Genomic DNA, 15,677 nt, shown 5'->3' with positions numbered 1-15,677 from the left:
ATCAGCGCATTCCCGGCGCGAAGCGCGCCACCAGGTCGTAGGATCCGCCCAGGAACAGTTGACGCACGTAAGTGACCGGCTGATCTCCGCGCCAGGTGTGGCGATCGATGACCAGACATGCGGCGCCATCGTCCACCTGCAGGCGTGCCGCTTGTGCGGCATCCGCATTGACGGCGCTGATGCGGTGCTCGGCGCGGGTCCATGGCACGTTGCGCAACAACCAACTGCCCGGCGCCACGTCGGTGAACGCCTGCAGCGATGCCTCGGGCACGGTGGTGGTGTCGATCACCCGCTGCTCCAGCGCAAACGGACGGCCGTCTGCCAGGTGCACGCTTTCCAGCGCCAGCACCTTGCCGCTGCTGCCCAGGGCACGCTCCTGCGGCACGCGCAGGCGCAGGTTGCGCAGTCGGCGCGACAACAGCGAGAACCGGTAGAGGTGACCGCGCGCGGTCATTTCGACTTCGATGTCGGGAATCGACAACGCGACCTGCTCCAGATGCGGATGCGGCCGCGCCACGAATGAGCCGGTGCGACGCCGGCGTTCGATCATGCCGGCATCGGCGAGCAGGCCGAGCACCTTGTTCACGGTCATGCGCGAGCAGCCGTATTGCGCCATCAGTTCGTGCTCGGGCGGCACACGATGACCGGGCGGCCAGTCGCCACTGTGGATGCGGCGCTCCAGATCCTGCCGGATGCGTTGATGCAGGGTGCCGGGCGCGGCGGTGGGGGTGGCGGTCAAAACAGGTCTCCGGTCAGACCCGCATTGTGCGCGCATCCGTTCAACTGCTCAGCAGCGATCGCAGGACACCGGCAAAACGGGCGGCAATCCGCGCGCGATCCACATGGCGTCCATCGCGCACCACCGCTTGCCCGGCGCGCCAGACGGTGCGCACCGCACCGCCGCGCGCGGCGAACAGCCAACTATCCAGCAGCGCATCGTCGCTGCGCGCCAGCAGCGCCGCATGGGTCGGGTCCAGTTCGAGCAGGTCGGCCGATGCACCCACACGGATGCCGCAGTGGGAAACGCCCAACGCCTGCGCCGCGCCCTCGCCGGCCTGCTCGAACAACCAACGTCCGCTGGAGGCGCCCGCCCGCGCCAGCACATTGCGCGCCTGCAGTCGCAGACGCTGGCCGTATTCGAGCAAGCGCAGTTCTTCGGCCGCGTCGATCAACACATTCGAATCCGAGCCCACGCCAAAGCGCCCGCCCGCGGCGGCAAATGCCTGCATCGGGAACAGGCCGTCGCCCAGATTGGCCTCGGTGATCGGGCACAGCCCGACCACCGCGCCGCTGTCGACGATGGCCTGCAGCTCGCGCGCGTCCACATGCGTGGCATGCACCAGGCACCAGCGCGCATCCACCGGCGCGTTGGCGTGCAGCCACTGCACCGGGCGCTGGCCCGACCAGGCCAGGCAGGCCTCGACCTCGCGCTGCTGCTCGGCGATATGGATGTGGATCGGGCCATCGGTGAGCGGCACCAACGCAGCCAGCTGCTCCGGCGTGACTGCGCGCAGGCTATGCGGCGCCAGTCCGAGCACGGCATCCGGCAATACCTCGAGGCTGCGCGCGCAGTCGTCCAGCAATCGCGCGAACCCGTCGATGTCGTAAATCAGACGTCGCTGCGCTGCGCTGGGCGCGACGCCACCGAAATCCGAATGCGCATAGAACACCGGCAACAGCGTCAGCCCGATGCCGGTGTTGGCGGCGGCAGCGGCGATGCGTCCGGACATTTCGCCAGCCTGCGCATACGCCGCGCCGCCGGGGCTGTGGTGCAGGTAATGGAATTCGCCGACGCGGGTGAAGCCGCCTTCGAGCATCTCCACATAGGCCTGTTCGGCGATTGCCTGCAGGCTGTCCGGATCGAGCCGGTCGACGAAGCGGTACATCAACTCGCGCCAGCTCCAGAAACTGTCGCCGCTGCGCCCGCCCACTTCGCTCAGGCCGGCCATGCCGCGCTGGAACGCGTGGCTGTGCAGGTTGCCCAGCCCGGGCAGCAGCAACTCGACCCGGCTGTCGTCGGCGGCGGGCGTGGTGGCGGTCTGTACCGACGCGATACGCCCCTGCGCCAGCGTGATCCGCACATCGCCCGCCCAGCCTTCGGGCAAGAGAGCCCGCGCTGCCCACAACGCCTGCACCTGTTGGTCTGCCACTGGACACCCTCGATTGCCGGTTCTATTGTATATACATATCAGACACCATGAGCCTGCGCCATGCATTGCGACGTCCTCTGGCACAACGCACAGCTGATGACCCTGGACGCGGTCGATGGTGGCCTGGGCATCGTGGACGATGGCGTTGTGGCCTGCCAGGACGGCCGCATCACCTATGCCGGCCCGGCCGCGCAGGCCCCGGCGCTGAAGCCAGGCACCGCGCACGATTGCCGGCGCCGCTGGATCAGCCCCGGCCTGATCGATTGCCATACCCATCTGGTGTACGCAGGCAATCGCGCCAACGAATTCGAGCAACGCCTGCGCGGTGCCAGTTATGCCGAGATTGCCGCAGCCGGCGGCGGCATCGTGGCCACGGTGCGCGCCACCCGCGCTGCCGACGACGCAGCGCTGCTGGCCGCCAGCCTGCCGCGCCTGGACGCCATGCTCGCCGAAGGCGTGACCACGCTGGAAATCAAATCCGGCTACGGGCTGACGCTGGAAGACGAAACCAAGCAGCTGCGCGTGGCACGTCGGCTCGCTGCGCTGCGCAAGGTCGAAGTGGTGCCGACCTTCCTCGGCGCGCATGCGGTGCCGCCGGGCGGCGATGCGCAAACCTACATCGACGCGGTCTGCACGCAGATGATTCCGGCGATTGCCGCGCAAGGCCTTGCCGAGGCGGTGGACGTGTTCTGCGAGCATCTGGCGTTCTCGCTCGCGCAGGCCGAACAGGTCTTCCTCGCCGCGCAGGCACACGGCCTGGACATCAAGATCCATGCCGAGCAACTGAGCAACCAGCATGGCGCACAACTGGCTGCACGCCATGGCGCGTTGTCGGCCGATCACATCGAATACCTGGATGACGCCGGGATTGCCGCAATGGCCGGCGCAGGCACCGTCGCGGTGCTGTTGCCGGGCGCGTTCTATTTCACCCGCGACACCCAGCTGCCGCCGATCGCGGCGTTGCGCGCCGCCGGCGTGCCGCTGGCCCTGGCCACCGACTGCAATCCAGGCACCTCGCCGCTGACCAGCCCGCTGCTGGCGATGAACATGGCCGCCACGCTGTTCCGCATGACCGTGGACGAGTGCATCGCCGGGTTCACCCGCGAAGCCGCACGCGCGCTCGGGCGCGGCGAGCGACTCGGCCGGCTGCGCGCCGGCCTGCATTGCGACCTGGCGATCTGGGACATTGATGCGCCGGCCGACCTGGTCTACCGCATGGGCTTCAACCCTCTTCATGCCCGCGTCTGGCGCGGGCATTCCTGCTGAATCCGGAGTCGTCATGAGTGCATCTATTGTCTTGCAGCCCGGCCAGGTCACGCTGGCGCAGTGGCGTGCGCTGTATCGCGGCGCCGACGTCGTGCTGGACGACGCCTGCGCGGCCGCGGTGCTGCGCAGCGCGCAGACGGTGGAGGCCATCGTGGCGCGCGGCGAGCCGGTGTATGGCGTCAATACCGGCTTCGGCAAGCTGGCCAGCGTGCGCATCGAGCGCGAAGACCTGCAGACCCTGCAGCGCAATATCGTGCTCTCGCACGCCGCCGGCGTCGGCGAGCCCACGCCGGTGCCGGTGGTGCGGCTGATGATGGCGCTCAAGCTCACCAGCCTGGCCCAGGGCGCCTCCGGCGTGCAGCCGCAGACGCTGGCGCTGCTGGACGCGATGCTGCGCCTGGGCATCACGCCGGTGGTGCCGTGCCAGGGCTCGGTCGGTGCCTCCGGCGATCTGGCACCGCTGTCGCACCTGGCCGCGGTGATGATCGGCGTCGGCGAAGCCTTCGTCAGTGGGCGACGCCTGCCTGCGGCCGACGCGCTGGCGCAGGCGCAGTTGCAACCGCGTGTGCTGGGCGCCAAGGAAGGCCTGGCGCTGCTCAACGGCACCCAGTTCTCCACCGCCTGCGCATTGGCCGGCCTGTTCGAGATCGAAACCGTGCTGCAGGCCGCGCTGGTCACCGGCGCGCTGTCGGTGGAAGCGGCCAAGGGCTCGGACACGCCGTTCGATGCGCGCATCCATGCCTTGCGCGGCCAACCAGGGCAGATCGCCACCGCTGCGGCACTGCGCGCGCTGATGGCCGATTCGAGCATCCGCGAATCGCATCGGCTCGGCGATGTGCGCGTGCAGGATCCGTACTGCCTGCGCTGCCAGCCGCAGGTGATGGGCGCGGCGCTGGACATCATGCGTCAGGCCGCATGCACCCTGGAGATCGAAGCCAATGGCGTCTCGGATAACCCGCTGGTGTTCAGCGATACCGGCGAGGCCTTGTCCGGCGGCAACTTCCACGCCGAGCCGGTGGCCTTCGCGGCCGACATGCTGGCGATGGCGGTCTGCGAAATCGGCTCGATCAGCGAACGCCGCACTGCGATGCTGGTCGACCCGGCCTTGTCGGGCCTGCCGGCGTTCCTCACCCCGCGCCCGGGCCTGAATTCCGGTTTCATGATTCCGCAGGTCACTGCTGCGGCGCTGGTGTCGGAAAACAAGCAACGCGCGTATCCGGCCAGTGTCGATTCGATCCCGACCTCGGCCAATCAGGAAGATCATGTGTCGATGGCCGCGCACGGCGCGCGGCGTTTGCTGGCGATGGCGGAGAACGCCGCGCACGTGATCGGCATCGAGCTGCTGGCGGCGGTGCAAGGCTGCGACTTCCATGCGCCGCTGCGCTCCAGCGCCGCGCTGGAAGCCGCACGCGCCCTGCTGCGCGCGCAGGTGCCGACGCTGCAGGACGACCGCTATTTCCATCCCGACATGCAGGCGGCCAGCGCGTTGGTGCGCTCGGGCGCACTCGCGCAGGCGGTCGCCATTGCCTTGCCGGGCGTGGAGCAGCACGCATGACGCGCCATCTCGCCGCCGCTGGAATGATCTCGGCAGCGTGGTGTCCGCACGCGCAAGGTCTCGCGTCACCGCCGAGGGCGCATCTGCGCGACGGCAGTGCACTGCGGGCAATACGCGCGCGCGGGCTGCTTGCGCGTCAGGCCGTGGTGCACGCTTGCGAATCGCGCGCCGACCTGTTGCAGGCGCGACATCGTCACGTCTTGACGATCGCGTCTGCACAAGGCGCACCGCGATGAGCGCCCTGCCCTGGCTCGAGATCCACCGCGGCGATGCGCCGTTGATCCTCAGCTTCCCGCATGCGGGCACCGAGCTGCCCGACGAGATGGTCGACCAGTTCGTCTCGCCCTGGCTGGCACGCCGCGATGCCGATTGGTGGGTGCATCAGCTGTACGACTTCGCGCAATCGCTGGGCGCCACCACCGTGCGCACCGCCATCTCGCGCTCGGTGATCGACGTCAACCGCGACCCCAGCGGAGCGTCACTGTACCCGGGCCAGAACACCACCGGCCTGTGTCCGCTGACCACCTTCGACAACCAGCCGCTGTATGCCGACGGCGCCGAACCCGACCAAGCGCAGATCGCCTGGCGCCGCACGCAGTGGTTCGACCCCTATCACGCTGCGCTCGCTGCCGAGATCGCGCGCCTGCGCACGCAGCACGCCAGCATCGTGGTCTACGACGCGCATTCGATCCGCTCGCATATTCCGCATCTGTTCGATGGCGAGCTGCCGCAGTTCAACATCGGCAGCAACGACGAGCGCAGTTGCGACCCGGCCCTGGCCGACGCCGTGGAGCAGCTGTGCCGCAGCAGCGGCTCGAGCACCGTGCGCAACGGGCGCTTCAAGGGCGGCTGGATCACCCGCCATTACGCGCAGCCCGGGCATGGCGTGCATACGCTGCAGATGGAGCTGGCGTGCCGCGGCTATATGCGCGAGCCGGACACCATCACCCCGCAGACCTGGCCCACGCCCTGGCTGCCCGCACATGCGGTCGCACTGCGCGCGGTGCTGCGCCACGTCCTGCTGACCTGCCTGCAGTTTGCGAACGCTACCGCGCACTCCTCCGCCACCACGCCGCCTGCGGCGCACCGTTGATTGCAAGGAAACCGGCATGACCCGTCACGATGCAACCCGCGTCATCCGCGCCGCCACCGGCACCATGCTCACCGCAAAAAGCTGGCTCACCGAAGCGCCGCTGCGCATGCTGATGAACAACCTCGACCCGGACGTGGCCGAGCGCCCGCAGGAACTGGTGGTCTACGGCGGCATCGGCCGCGCCGCGCGCGATTGGGAGTCCTTCGATGCGATCGTCGCCGCGCTCACCCGCCTGGACGACGACCAGACCCTGCTGGTGCAATCCGGCAAGCCGGTCGGGGTGTTCCGCACGCATGCCGATGCGCCGCGCGTGCTGATCGCCAACTCCAACCTGGTGCCGCGCTGGGCCAGCTGGGAGCATTTCAACGAGCTCGATCGCAAGGGTCTGGCGATGTACGGCCAGATGACTGCCGGCAGCTGGATCTACATCGGCGCGCAAGGCATCGTGCAAGGCACCTACGAAACCTTCGTGGAGATGGGCCGCCAGCATTACGGCGGCAGCCTGGCCGGCAAGTGGCTGTTCACCGGTGGCCTGGGCGGCATGGGCGGCGCGCAGCCGCTGGCCGCGGTGATGGCCGGTGCCTCGTGCCTGGCGGTGGAATGCCGCCGTTCCAGCATCGACATGCGCCTGCGCACCGGCTACCTGGACACCTGGACCGACGACCTGGACGAAGCGCTGCGCCTGATCGAGCAATCGTGCACGGCAAAGAAACCGCTGTCGGTCGGCCTGCTCGGCAATGTCGCCGACGTGCTGGACGAACTGCTGCTACGCGGGGTCAAGCCGGACCTGCTGACCGACCAGACCTCCGCGCACGACCCGATCAACGGCTACCTGCCGCAGGGCTGGACGGTGGAGGAATGGGACGCCAGGCGTGTGTCCGCACCGACGGAGGTGGAAGCGGCCGCGCGCGACTCGATGGCCAACCACATCCGCGCCATGCTCACCTTCCACGCACTCGGCGTGCCCACCGTGGATTACGGCAACAACCTGCGCCAGATGGCACTAGAAGCAGGCGTCGACAACGCGTTCGACTTCCCCGGCTTCGTGCCCGCCTACATCCGGCCGCTGTTCTGTCGCGGTATCGGCCCGTTCCGCTGGGTCGCGCTCAGTGGCGACCCGGACGACATCGCCAAGACCGATGCCAAGGTCAAGGAGCTCATTCCCGACGATGCGCATCTGCACCGCTGGCTGGACATGGCTGCCGAAAAGATCGCCTTCCAGGGCCTGCCTGCGCGGATCTGCTGGGTCGGTCTGGGCGACCGCCATCGGCTCGGCCTGGCCTTCAATGCGATGGTGCGCAGCGGTGAATTGAAGGCGCCGGTGGTGATCGGCCGCGATCATCTGGATTCGGGCAGCGTCGCCTCGCCCAACCGCGAAACCGAAGCCATGGCCGACGGCTCGGATGCGGTCTCCGACTGGCCGCTGCTCAACGCCCTGCTCAACACCGCCTCGGGCGCCACCTGGGTATCGCTGCATCACGGCGGCGGCGTCGGCATGGGCTTCTCGCAGCACGCCGGCATGGTCATCGTCTGCGATGGCAGCGAGGCGGCCGACCGACGCCTGGAGCGCGTGCTCTGGAACGACCCGGCCACCGGCGTGATGCGCCACGCCGATGCCGGCTACGCCATCGCCACCGACTGCGCGAAGGAAAAAGGCCTGGATTTGCCGGGCATTCTCGGCTGAGGATTTTCGGCCCCGGCTGTTTCGCCGACCGCGTGCACGCCGCACGCGGTCGGCATGCAGCACGCGGACATCACCGGTTGTGAGCGCACCATCCGCAGCAGGCGACGACGATCCGCCGCGTTCTGCCGGCGGCTTCCAGCTCCATCACGGTCTACTTGCAGGCCAATGCAGCAGCGGCCAGCAATGCGTTGTCATCGAGCACCGGTGTCGCACCGCTTGCTGGATAGGCCGCTGCGATCGCCTTCGCCGCGCGATCGGCGTCCGCCTGGATATACCACTGCGACGACGGCGGCAGCGAACGCCCGCGCACTGCCTGCTCGAATCGATACTGTCCCCAGTAGATCGCCAACGGCTCTTCCAGCGCGTTGAGCGGGTTACGCAAGGTGGCCGCACCCGGACACAGCCGCACGAAGTTGGCAGCGAGCATGCGCTTGCGCGCCGAGGTCTGCCCCGCAGACAGGTAGTGACTCAATTCATGCAACACGATCGGCGCCCAGTCCATCGAAGCCGTGCCGGCACGCGCATCATGCTGCGAATACAGCAGCATGGTGCGTCCGCGTACCTTGGCCTGGGTGGTGTCCGGCTCCGGCCACCAGACGAATCTTGCCTGGAACACCGCAGGCTCCGGCACCGCAAAGAACGCCCGCATCTGCGCTGCCAGCCGCGAAACGGCGGGGTTGGACAGTTCTTCGCCCAGCTCGCGCGCCTGTTGCTCGAAGCGCGGTGCAACGGCGACCAGGCGCCTGGCGCGCGAAACGAAGCGGGCAAAATACGCGCGCAACATCGCCTGGTCGTCTGCCGACTGCTCGGCAATGGCGGCGTCCGCTGACGCCTCGAATCCCGCATTCCCGAGGAAATGCCGGGAGAAAGGATCCACCTCACGGGTGGCATCTGGCGCAAACACACGGTCGAGCACCTCCAGATCGTCGTCCTTTGCCACCCCAGAGGTGCGCCGACGGAAAGCTGCGTAGGCCACAAGGGCTGCACGATCGGCCGGGTCCAGCCCGCCATGGGTTTCGAAGTAACTGCGATAGACGGGCGCCGTATAGCCCGGCAACCAGTCCGACAGGTTATCCAGCAGGTTAAACAGGTCCGTGGCCTCGCTGTAACCCACCTGCACGGGTGCCGATGACGGCATGGCTGGCACAGCATGCGCGGTGGCGCACATCACGACGCAGATCAGTCCGGCTGAGCGGACGCGCCGCAGTGTTGGCGGCCAGCGATCGATCCATCTGCGCATGCAAGGCTCCGGGCTGGCGAGTGCGCTGATTCGAGCATGCCGGGATACCGCCCGCCACGTGTCTTTGGTCAGGGGCGCGAGAGCTTCCGGCTTTAGGTTGCAAGCGAGGGCATCGTCGCCGGTCACATTCCCGACGATTGCCCTCAAGTCCGCCGCGTGCGGGCCGACAAGGTATGCAACGTTTCGAGGAATCTCCATGGGCATCTTGATCTACCTGGTGCCTGCATTCGCGCTCTGGGCGCTGATTGCCACCGTGCTGGCGTTCGTGCGTGGCCGGCAGCTGCGCGCCGAATCCGGCCAGCTCGCCAGCACCCAGGACAGTCTTGCCCGCTACCAGGCTGCGCTCTCGCAGGCGAAGGCGCGTGCGGCCGCCAGCGTGCTGGAGCTGGAATCGCTGCAACGCAGCTACACCGTCCTCAAGCAATCGCTGGAGCAGCAGGAACAAACGGCAGCCGAACAGGCGCCGGCTGCCGACAGCCAGGTGATTCCGATGGTGATGGTGCAGCGGCTGGATATCGCCAACGAGATCGGCACATTGTTTGCGCACGTCGCACGGGTGGCACGCAGCCTGCGCCGCTACAGCGCCTACAGCCGCGGCCACACTGCGCCGGAACCGGCCACTGCCCGTTACGACCTGCACTGGCTGGCCGATTGCCTGCACAGCTTCGACCAGATCGGCTATGCCTTGTTGCGCGGCAACGTCGCGGCGCTGATCACCGCCTGCCAGGACCTGCTGTCGATGTACGACCACTATCTGAAGGACGGGTCCGGCTACAACAGCCGCGATACCTTCCAGCGCCTGAGCAGCGATGTGCCGCTCTCGGATGCCACCGATGCCATCCGCTCGATCATCGTCAAGGCCACGCTGGCGCAGGATGTGCGGGATGCGGTGATGGAGGATGCGGCTGCGGCTAACGTCGGGTGAATCGGGAATCGGGAATCGGGAATCGGGAATCGGGAATCGGGAATCGGGAATCGTAAGAGCGTGAGTGCGGGGTTCTGTTGGGTCAACAGGTAGATGCATGCTGTTTGACCGCTTCCCGATGAAGCGACTGCTGTGATGCGATTGCAGATAAAAAAAGCGCACCGCTTGCGGTGCGCTTTTTCGTTTCAGGCCTCGGGGATGGCCGACAACCCTCAGCTTGCTGGTTTGATTGCCGCGTTCATCACGGTGCCTGCTGCGGCAGCGCGTAGGCCACCACGGCATCGCCAGCGGGCGTTTCCATGAAGTGGTGGCCACCGGCCATGATCACCAGGTACTCGCGGCCGCCGTAGGCGTAGACCATCGGGTTGGCCTGGCCGCCGGCCGGCAGCTTGGCGTGCCACAGTTCCTTGCCGGTGGCCAGATCGATGGCGCGGATCAGGTCGTCGGTGGCTGCGGCAATGAAGATCAATCCGCCGGCCGTCACCACCGAACCGCCGTTGTTGGGGGTGCCGATCTCGATCGGCAGACCCGAGCGGATGCCGAACGGACCATTGCCGCGTGCGCTGCCGAACGGGCGGTCCCATAGCGTCTTGCCGCTGGCCAGATCGATCGCACGGATGCCGCCATACGGCGGCTGCTTGCACAGCAGCTTGGTGAACGGCAGGCGCCAGCCGGCGTTGACGTTGATCGCATACGGCGTACCGGCCTGCGGATCGCCCGCGCCTTCTGCGCCACCGGCATCGCCGCGCACTTCATCGCGCGGCGCCCAGCCCAGTTTGTCGGCCTTGGCGCGCGGCACCAGCAGGTTGTAGTTGGGCATGTCGTTGTAGTTGGCCACGATCACGCCGCGCTGCGGATCCACCGACACGCTGCCCCAATCCGAACCGCCGTTGTAGCCGGGATACTCGATCGAATGGCGGTCGGCTTCCGGCGGCGTGTAGATGCCCTTGTAGCTGGCCTTGCGGAACTGGATGCGGCACACCAGCTGATCGATCGGCGTCATCCCCCACATGTCGCGCTCGGTCAGATCCGGCTTGCGCAGCGTGTGGTACAGCGAAAATGGCTGGGTCTTGGCACGCATCTGCGGCTCCACGCCACCGCCTGGCACCGCGCGTTCTTCCACGCCCACCAGCGGCTTGCCGGTACGCCGATCCAGCACGTACAACTCGCCCTGCTTGCTCGGCAACAACACCGCCGGCACGTTGACGCCGTCCTTGGGGAAGTCGATCAGGCTCGGCTGCGAGCCCAGGTCATAATCCCAGGCGTCGATATGCGTGGTCTGGAAATTCCACACCGGCTTGCCGGTGGTGACATCCAGCGTCACCAGCGAGGTCGCATAGCGATTCTCCTGCGGCGTGCGCGAGCTGCTCCAGTAATCGGCGGTGGAGTTGCCCATCGGCAGATACACATAGCCCAGCTGCTCGTCGGCCGCGGCGGTGGTCCACATGTTCGGCGTGCCACGCGTCCAGGTCTGGCCCGGCGGCGGCGCGCCGTTCCAGTCCGGATGGGTCATGTCCCAGGCCCAGCGCAATTGGCCGGTCACCGCATCGAAGCCTTCGATCACGCCGGACGGCTCGTAACGCTTCTGCCCGTCCAGCACCTGATGGCCGGTGACCACCACCCCACGCACGATGGCGGGCGGCGAATTGATCGACACATAGCCCGGCGGCGTCTGCCCCATACCGACGGTGATGTCGACCTGGCCATTGTTGCCGAAATCCGTGCACGGCTTGCCGCTACGCGCATCCAGCGCGATCAGGCGGCCATCCAGCGTGCCTTCGATGATGCGCGTGCGGCACAGCGGCGCCGCATCCGCTGCCACCGCTGCGGCGGCGTCGTTGGCTGCCGCCGCCACCTGGTAGTACGACACACCACGGCAGGCGGCCGTATACGGAATCGCCTCGTCCTTGACCTTGGGATCGTAGCGCCAACGCTCCTTGCCACTTGCGGCATCCAGCGCGATCACCTGATTGCGTGCAGTGCACAGATACAGGCTGTCGCCTACCTTCAGCGGCGTGGTTTCCGCACCCCAGCGCTTGCTCGGCAGGTCGCCGGTGTGGAAGACCCAGGCCTGCTCCAATTGCGCAACGTTGTCGCGATTGATCTGCTGCAACGGCGAATAGCGCTGTCCGGCCTGGCTGCGTCCATACGCGGCCCAGTCGTCGTCGGCAGGCGCATTGCCCGGCTGCCCGTCGGAGGCGGCCGGCGCTGCAGACGCGCTGCGCTTGACCAGGCCCGCGGCCATGCCGGCGGCGTGTGCCAGCGCACCATCGGCCTCGGTCATCCCAAACGGCACGAAGGCGGGCGCGAAGGCCACCACGAACACCGCTGCCAAGGCGCCCGCCACGCTGCGCGATACCGCACGCGACACCGGGCGCTCCAGCTTCGGCAGCAGCAGCGCCAGCACGAATGCCAGGCCGACGATCAAGCCCAGCCGCGGTACCCAACGCCAGTAGTCGCTGCCCGATTCCCACCATGTCCACAGCAACGTCGCCGCCACCACTGCGGCAAACCACCACGCGCCCGCATTGCGACCGCGAAACAGCAATACGCCGGCGATCAGCAAGGCCACGCCCACAGGCGCGTAATACCAGGAGCCGCCCAGCGCGGCCAGCCACACGCCGCCTGCCAGCAGCACGGCGCCCAGCACTCCAATCACGCCTCCCAACGTCGCCAGCGCCCAGTGGCCGCGACGGGAAGGACGATGCAATGTCGTCATCAGTTGTTCCTCTTCGATCTGCGGCGACGCAACGCCGCCGCACCGCCCACAACCTTCGACCCGCCGCGGTGAAAACACCGCGTTCTTTGCGACCGCCGTCGACAAACACTGCGTTGCAGATGTCACCGCGTGCAACAAAAAACGCCGGCTGTGCGCCGGCGTTTTTCGTCAACTGCGTTGCTCGCCAGATGCGATCACGCGTCGGTCGGTGGCAGCTCGCCTGTGCTTGCTGCCGGTGCAGCCGCTGCATCGTCCAGCACGTCCTCGGCCTCATCCAGCGAGGCGTCCAGGCGTTCGACTGCCTGCAACTTTTCGCCCTTGGACAGGCGGATCAAGGTCACGCCCTGGGTATTGCGACCCACGCGCGAGATCTCCGAACCGCGGGTACGCACCAGCGTACCGCCATCGGAAATCAGCAGCACTTCGTCGGTGGCACCCAGCAGCACCGCACGCACCAGCTTGCCGTTGCGCTCGGTGGTCTGGATGCCGATCACGCCCTGCGTACCGCGGCCCTTGCGCGGGTACTCGGTCAGCGGGGTGCGCTTGCCGTAGCCGTTCTCGGTGGCGGTGAGGATGTAGGCCATGTCGTCGCTCTCGGCAACGTCGATCACCTCCGCCTCAACACCGTCCGTGCTCTCCACCACGTCCTCGACACCGTCGTCCTCGACATCGCCCTCGATGCCGCCGGCACGCTCGGCCACGATCAGGCTGACCACCTCTTCGCCCTTGGTCAGACGGATGCCGCGCACGCCGGTGGCGGTACGGCCCATCGAACGCACGGTGGATTCGCCGAAACGCACGGTCTTGCCATTGGAGGCGAACAACAACACGTCGCGATCGCCATCGGTCAAGGCAACACCCACCAGCGCATCGCCCTCATCGAGGTTGATCGCGATCTTGCCGCGTGCCAGGCGGAACGCGAATTCGCTCAACGGCGTCTTCTTGACCGTGCCGTTGCGCGTGGCAAAGAACACATAGCGGTTGTCGGCGTACTCGCGCACCGGCAGCACCGCCTGCACACGCTCGCCGGGGTCCAGCGGAATCCAGTTGATGATCGGACGGCCACGCGCATTGGAGCCGGCTTCCGGCAACTGGTACACCGGCAGCCAGAACACCTTGCCGCTGCTGGTGAAGGTCAACAGCGTGTCGTGCGTGTTGACCAGCCACAGCTGATCGATGAAATCCTCTTCCTTGGTCGCCGCCGCAGACCGGCCACGGCCACCCCGGCGCTGCGCACGATACGCGCTCACCGGCTGGCGCTTGGCATAGCCGGCATGCGAGAGCGTCACCACCACGTCTTCCGGCGAAATCAGGTCCAGGATGTCCAGATCTTCTTCGCTGTGACGGATCTCGGTGCGGCGTTCGTCGCCGTACTCTTCGCGGATATTGATCAGCTCGTCGCGGATCACCTGCAGCAGCACGTCGGGGTTTTCCAGGATGCGGATCAGGCCCTGGATGACCTCGAGCAACTGCTTGTACTCGTCGGTCAGCTTTTCCTGTTCCAACCCGGTCAGGCGATGCAGGCGCATTTCCAGAATCTGCGAGGCCTGCACTTCACTGAGCTGATAGAAGCCGTCGGCCAAGCCCACGCCCGGGGCCAGATCCTCCGGCTTGGAGGCTTCGGCACCGGCGGCGCCCAGCAGCGCGCCGACCAGACCCGGTTCCCAGGTCTTGGCCAGCATGCGCTCGCGCGCTTCCTGCGGGTTGGCCGAGGTCTTGATCAGCTCGATCATCTCGTCGATGTTGGCCAACGCGACGGTCAGGCCTTCCAGCACGTGCGCACGCGCACGCGCCTTGCGCAGCTCAAAGATGGTGCGGCGGGTCACCACTTCGCGGCGGTGGCGGATGAACGCCTGCAGCATCTGCTTGAGGTTCATCAACTGCGGGCGGCCGTCGATCAGCGCCACCATGTTGATGCCGAACACCGACTCCATCTGGGTCTGTTGATACAGGTTGTTGAGCACGACCTCGGCCGACTCGCCGCGCTTGACCTCGATGTAGATGCGCATGCCGTCCTTGTCGGACTCGTCGCGCAGCTCGCTGATGCCTTCGAGCTTCTTTTCCTTGACCAGCTCGGCGATCTTCTCGATCAGCCGCGCCTTGTTCACCTGGTACGGAATCTCGGTGACGATGATCGCTTCACGGCCGTTGTCGGCCACTTCCACATCGGCCTTGGCGCGCATGCGCACGCGGCCACGGCCGGTGCGGTAACCGGCAGCGATGCCGGCGGTGCCGTTGATGATGCCGGCGGTGGGGAAATCCGGGCCGGGGATGTACTCCATCAGGCCTTCGACATCCAGCTCCGGCGTGTCGATCAAGGCGATGCAGGCGTTGATCGCCTCGGTCAGATTGTGTGGCGGGATATTGGTGGCCATGCCCACCGCGATACCGGCCGAGCCGTTGACCAGCAGGCTCGGGAACCGGGTCGGCATGACCGTCGGCTCCTGTTCCTTCTCGTCGTAATTGGGCTGGAAATCGACGGTTTCCTTGTCGATGTCGGCCATCAGCTCATGCGCCAGCCGCGACATGCGCGACTCGGTGTAACGCATCGCCGCGGCGGAATCGCCATCGACCGAACCGAAGTTACCCTGGCCGTCCACCATCATGTAGCGCAGCGAGAACGGCTGCGCCATGCGCACCAGGGTGTCATACACCGACTGGTCGCCGTGCGGGTGGTACTTACCGATGACGTCGCCGACGATACGCGCCGACTTGAAGTAGGCCTTGTTGCTGTGTGCGCCCAGCTCGTGCATGGCGTACAGGACGCGACGGTGCACGGGTTTGAGGCCATCACGGGCATCGGGGAGTGCGCGGCCCACGATCACGCTCATCGCGTAATCGAGATAGCTCTTGCGCATCTCGTCTTCCAGATTGACCTGGATGATTTCCTTGGCGGTTTCTGCCATTCGGGTTCCGTAAGTGAGGTGGCGGGCGAGCCGGAAAGCTACGTTAGGGGCGCCCTGACGACAGGCTGCCGACCCCACGCTCCCGCCGATCGATTCAAGCGTCGGATTGTATCACGAAGGGGCACCACGATGCCGCCGG

The 15,677-nt window shown here is 67.0% G+C and carries 10 protein-coding genes; 5 read left to right on the top strand and 5 right to left on the bottom strand.

Going from position 1 to position 15,677, the window contains the following annotated elements:
• Position 1: 1 nt before the first annotated feature.
• Positions 2 to 775, bottom strand: coding sequence for a histidine utilization repressor (gene hutC, locus FHT09_RS15385; RefSeq protein WP_104605530.1), 774 nt, complete (start codon positions 773 to 775; stop codon positions 2 to 4).
• Between the two features lie 4 nt (positions 776 to 779).
• Positions 780 to 2,150 (bottom strand): formimidoylglutamate deiminase, encoded by a 1,371-nt coding sequence (locus tag FHT09_RS15380; protein WP_181141257.1) that lies wholly within the window; start codon positions 2,148 to 2,150, stop codon positions 780 to 782.
• 60 nt (positions 2,151 to 2,210) lie between these two features.
• Between FHT09_RS15380 and hutI the strand changes: the two genes are divergently transcribed.
• The 4 genes from hutI to hutU all read left to right on the top strand — a co-directional run bounded on the left by hutI (position 2,211) and on the right by hutU (position 7,748).
• Positions 2,211 to 3,416, top strand: coding sequence for an imidazolonepropionase (gene hutI / locus FHT09_RS15375; protein ID WP_104605528.1), 1,206 nt, complete (start codon positions 2,211 to 2,213; stop codon positions 3,414 to 3,416).
• A 13-nt stretch (positions 3,417 to 3,429) separates the two neighbouring features.
• The gene (hutH, locus tag FHT09_RS15370) at positions 3,430 to 4,971 is read left to right on the top strand and encodes a histidine ammonia-lyase (RefSeq protein ID WP_104605526.1); all 1,542 of its coding nucleotides are present in this window, start codon (positions 3,430 to 3,432) and stop codon (positions 4,969 to 4,971) included.
• 232 nt (positions 4,972 to 5,203) lie between these two features.
• On the top strand, positions 5,204 to 6,064 hold the full coding sequence (hutG, locus tag FHT09_RS15365) for an N-formylglutamate deformylase (protein WP_104605524.1): 861 nt from the start codon (positions 5,204 to 5,206) through the stop codon (positions 6,062 to 6,064).
• 16 nt (positions 6,065 to 6,080) lie between these two features.
• The gene (gene hutU / locus FHT09_RS15360) at positions 6,081 to 7,748 is read left to right on the top strand and encodes a urocanate hydratase (protein WP_104605522.1); all 1,668 of its coding nucleotides are present in this window, start codon (positions 6,081 to 6,083) and stop codon (positions 7,746 to 7,748) included.
• Positions 7,749 to 7,899: 151 nt separating this feature from the next.
• On the opposite strand, the gene FHT09_RS15355 is transcribed toward hutU, so the two are convergent.
• Positions 7,900 to 8,886 carry a hypothetical protein gene (locus tag FHT09_RS15355; protein ID WP_258077186.1) on the bottom strand — a complete coding sequence of 329 codons (987 nt, stop codon included), beginning with the start codon at positions 8,884 to 8,886 and terminating at the stop codon, positions 7,900 to 7,902.
• A gap of 298 nt (positions 8,887 to 9,184) precedes the next feature.
• Here FHT09_RS15355 and FHT09_RS15350 point away from each other — a divergent pair, with 298 nt between their 5' ends.
• Positions 9,185 to 9,913, top strand: a complete 729-nt coding sequence (locus FHT09_RS15350; protein ID WP_104605518.1) for a hypothetical protein — start codon at positions 9,185 to 9,187, stop codon at positions 9,911 to 9,913.
• Positions 9,914 to 10,154: 241 nt separating this feature from the next.
• Here the strand turns inward: FHT09_RS15350 and FHT09_RS15345 are convergent, their stop codons facing one another.
• Both FHT09_RS15345 and gyrA read right to left on the bottom strand, forming a co-directional pair.
• Positions 10,155 to 12,632 (bottom strand): membrane-bound PQQ-dependent dehydrogenase, glucose/quinate/shikimate family, encoded by a 2,478-nt coding sequence (locus FHT09_RS15345; RefSeq protein WP_104605516.1) that lies wholly within the window; start codon positions 12,630 to 12,632, stop codon positions 10,155 to 10,157.
• Positions 12,633 to 12,826: 194 nt separating this feature from the next.
• Positions 12,827 to 15,538: a DNA gyrase subunit A gene (gyrA, locus tag FHT09_RS15340; RefSeq protein WP_104537973.1), complete on the bottom strand. Its 2,712-nt coding sequence runs from the start codon at positions 15,536 to 15,538 to the stop codon at positions 12,827 to 12,829.
• Positions 15,539 to 15,677 lie beyond the last annotated feature (139 nt).

The organism is Xanthomonas sp. CFBP 8152 (assembly GCF_014199025.1).
GTDB lineage: Bacteria > Pseudomonadota > Gammaproteobacteria > Xanthomonadales > Xanthomonadaceae > Xanthomonas > Xanthomonas arboricola_B.
The sequence above is the reverse complement of the archived record's forward strand: the minus strand, read 5'-3'. Positions and strand labels throughout refer to the sequence as shown.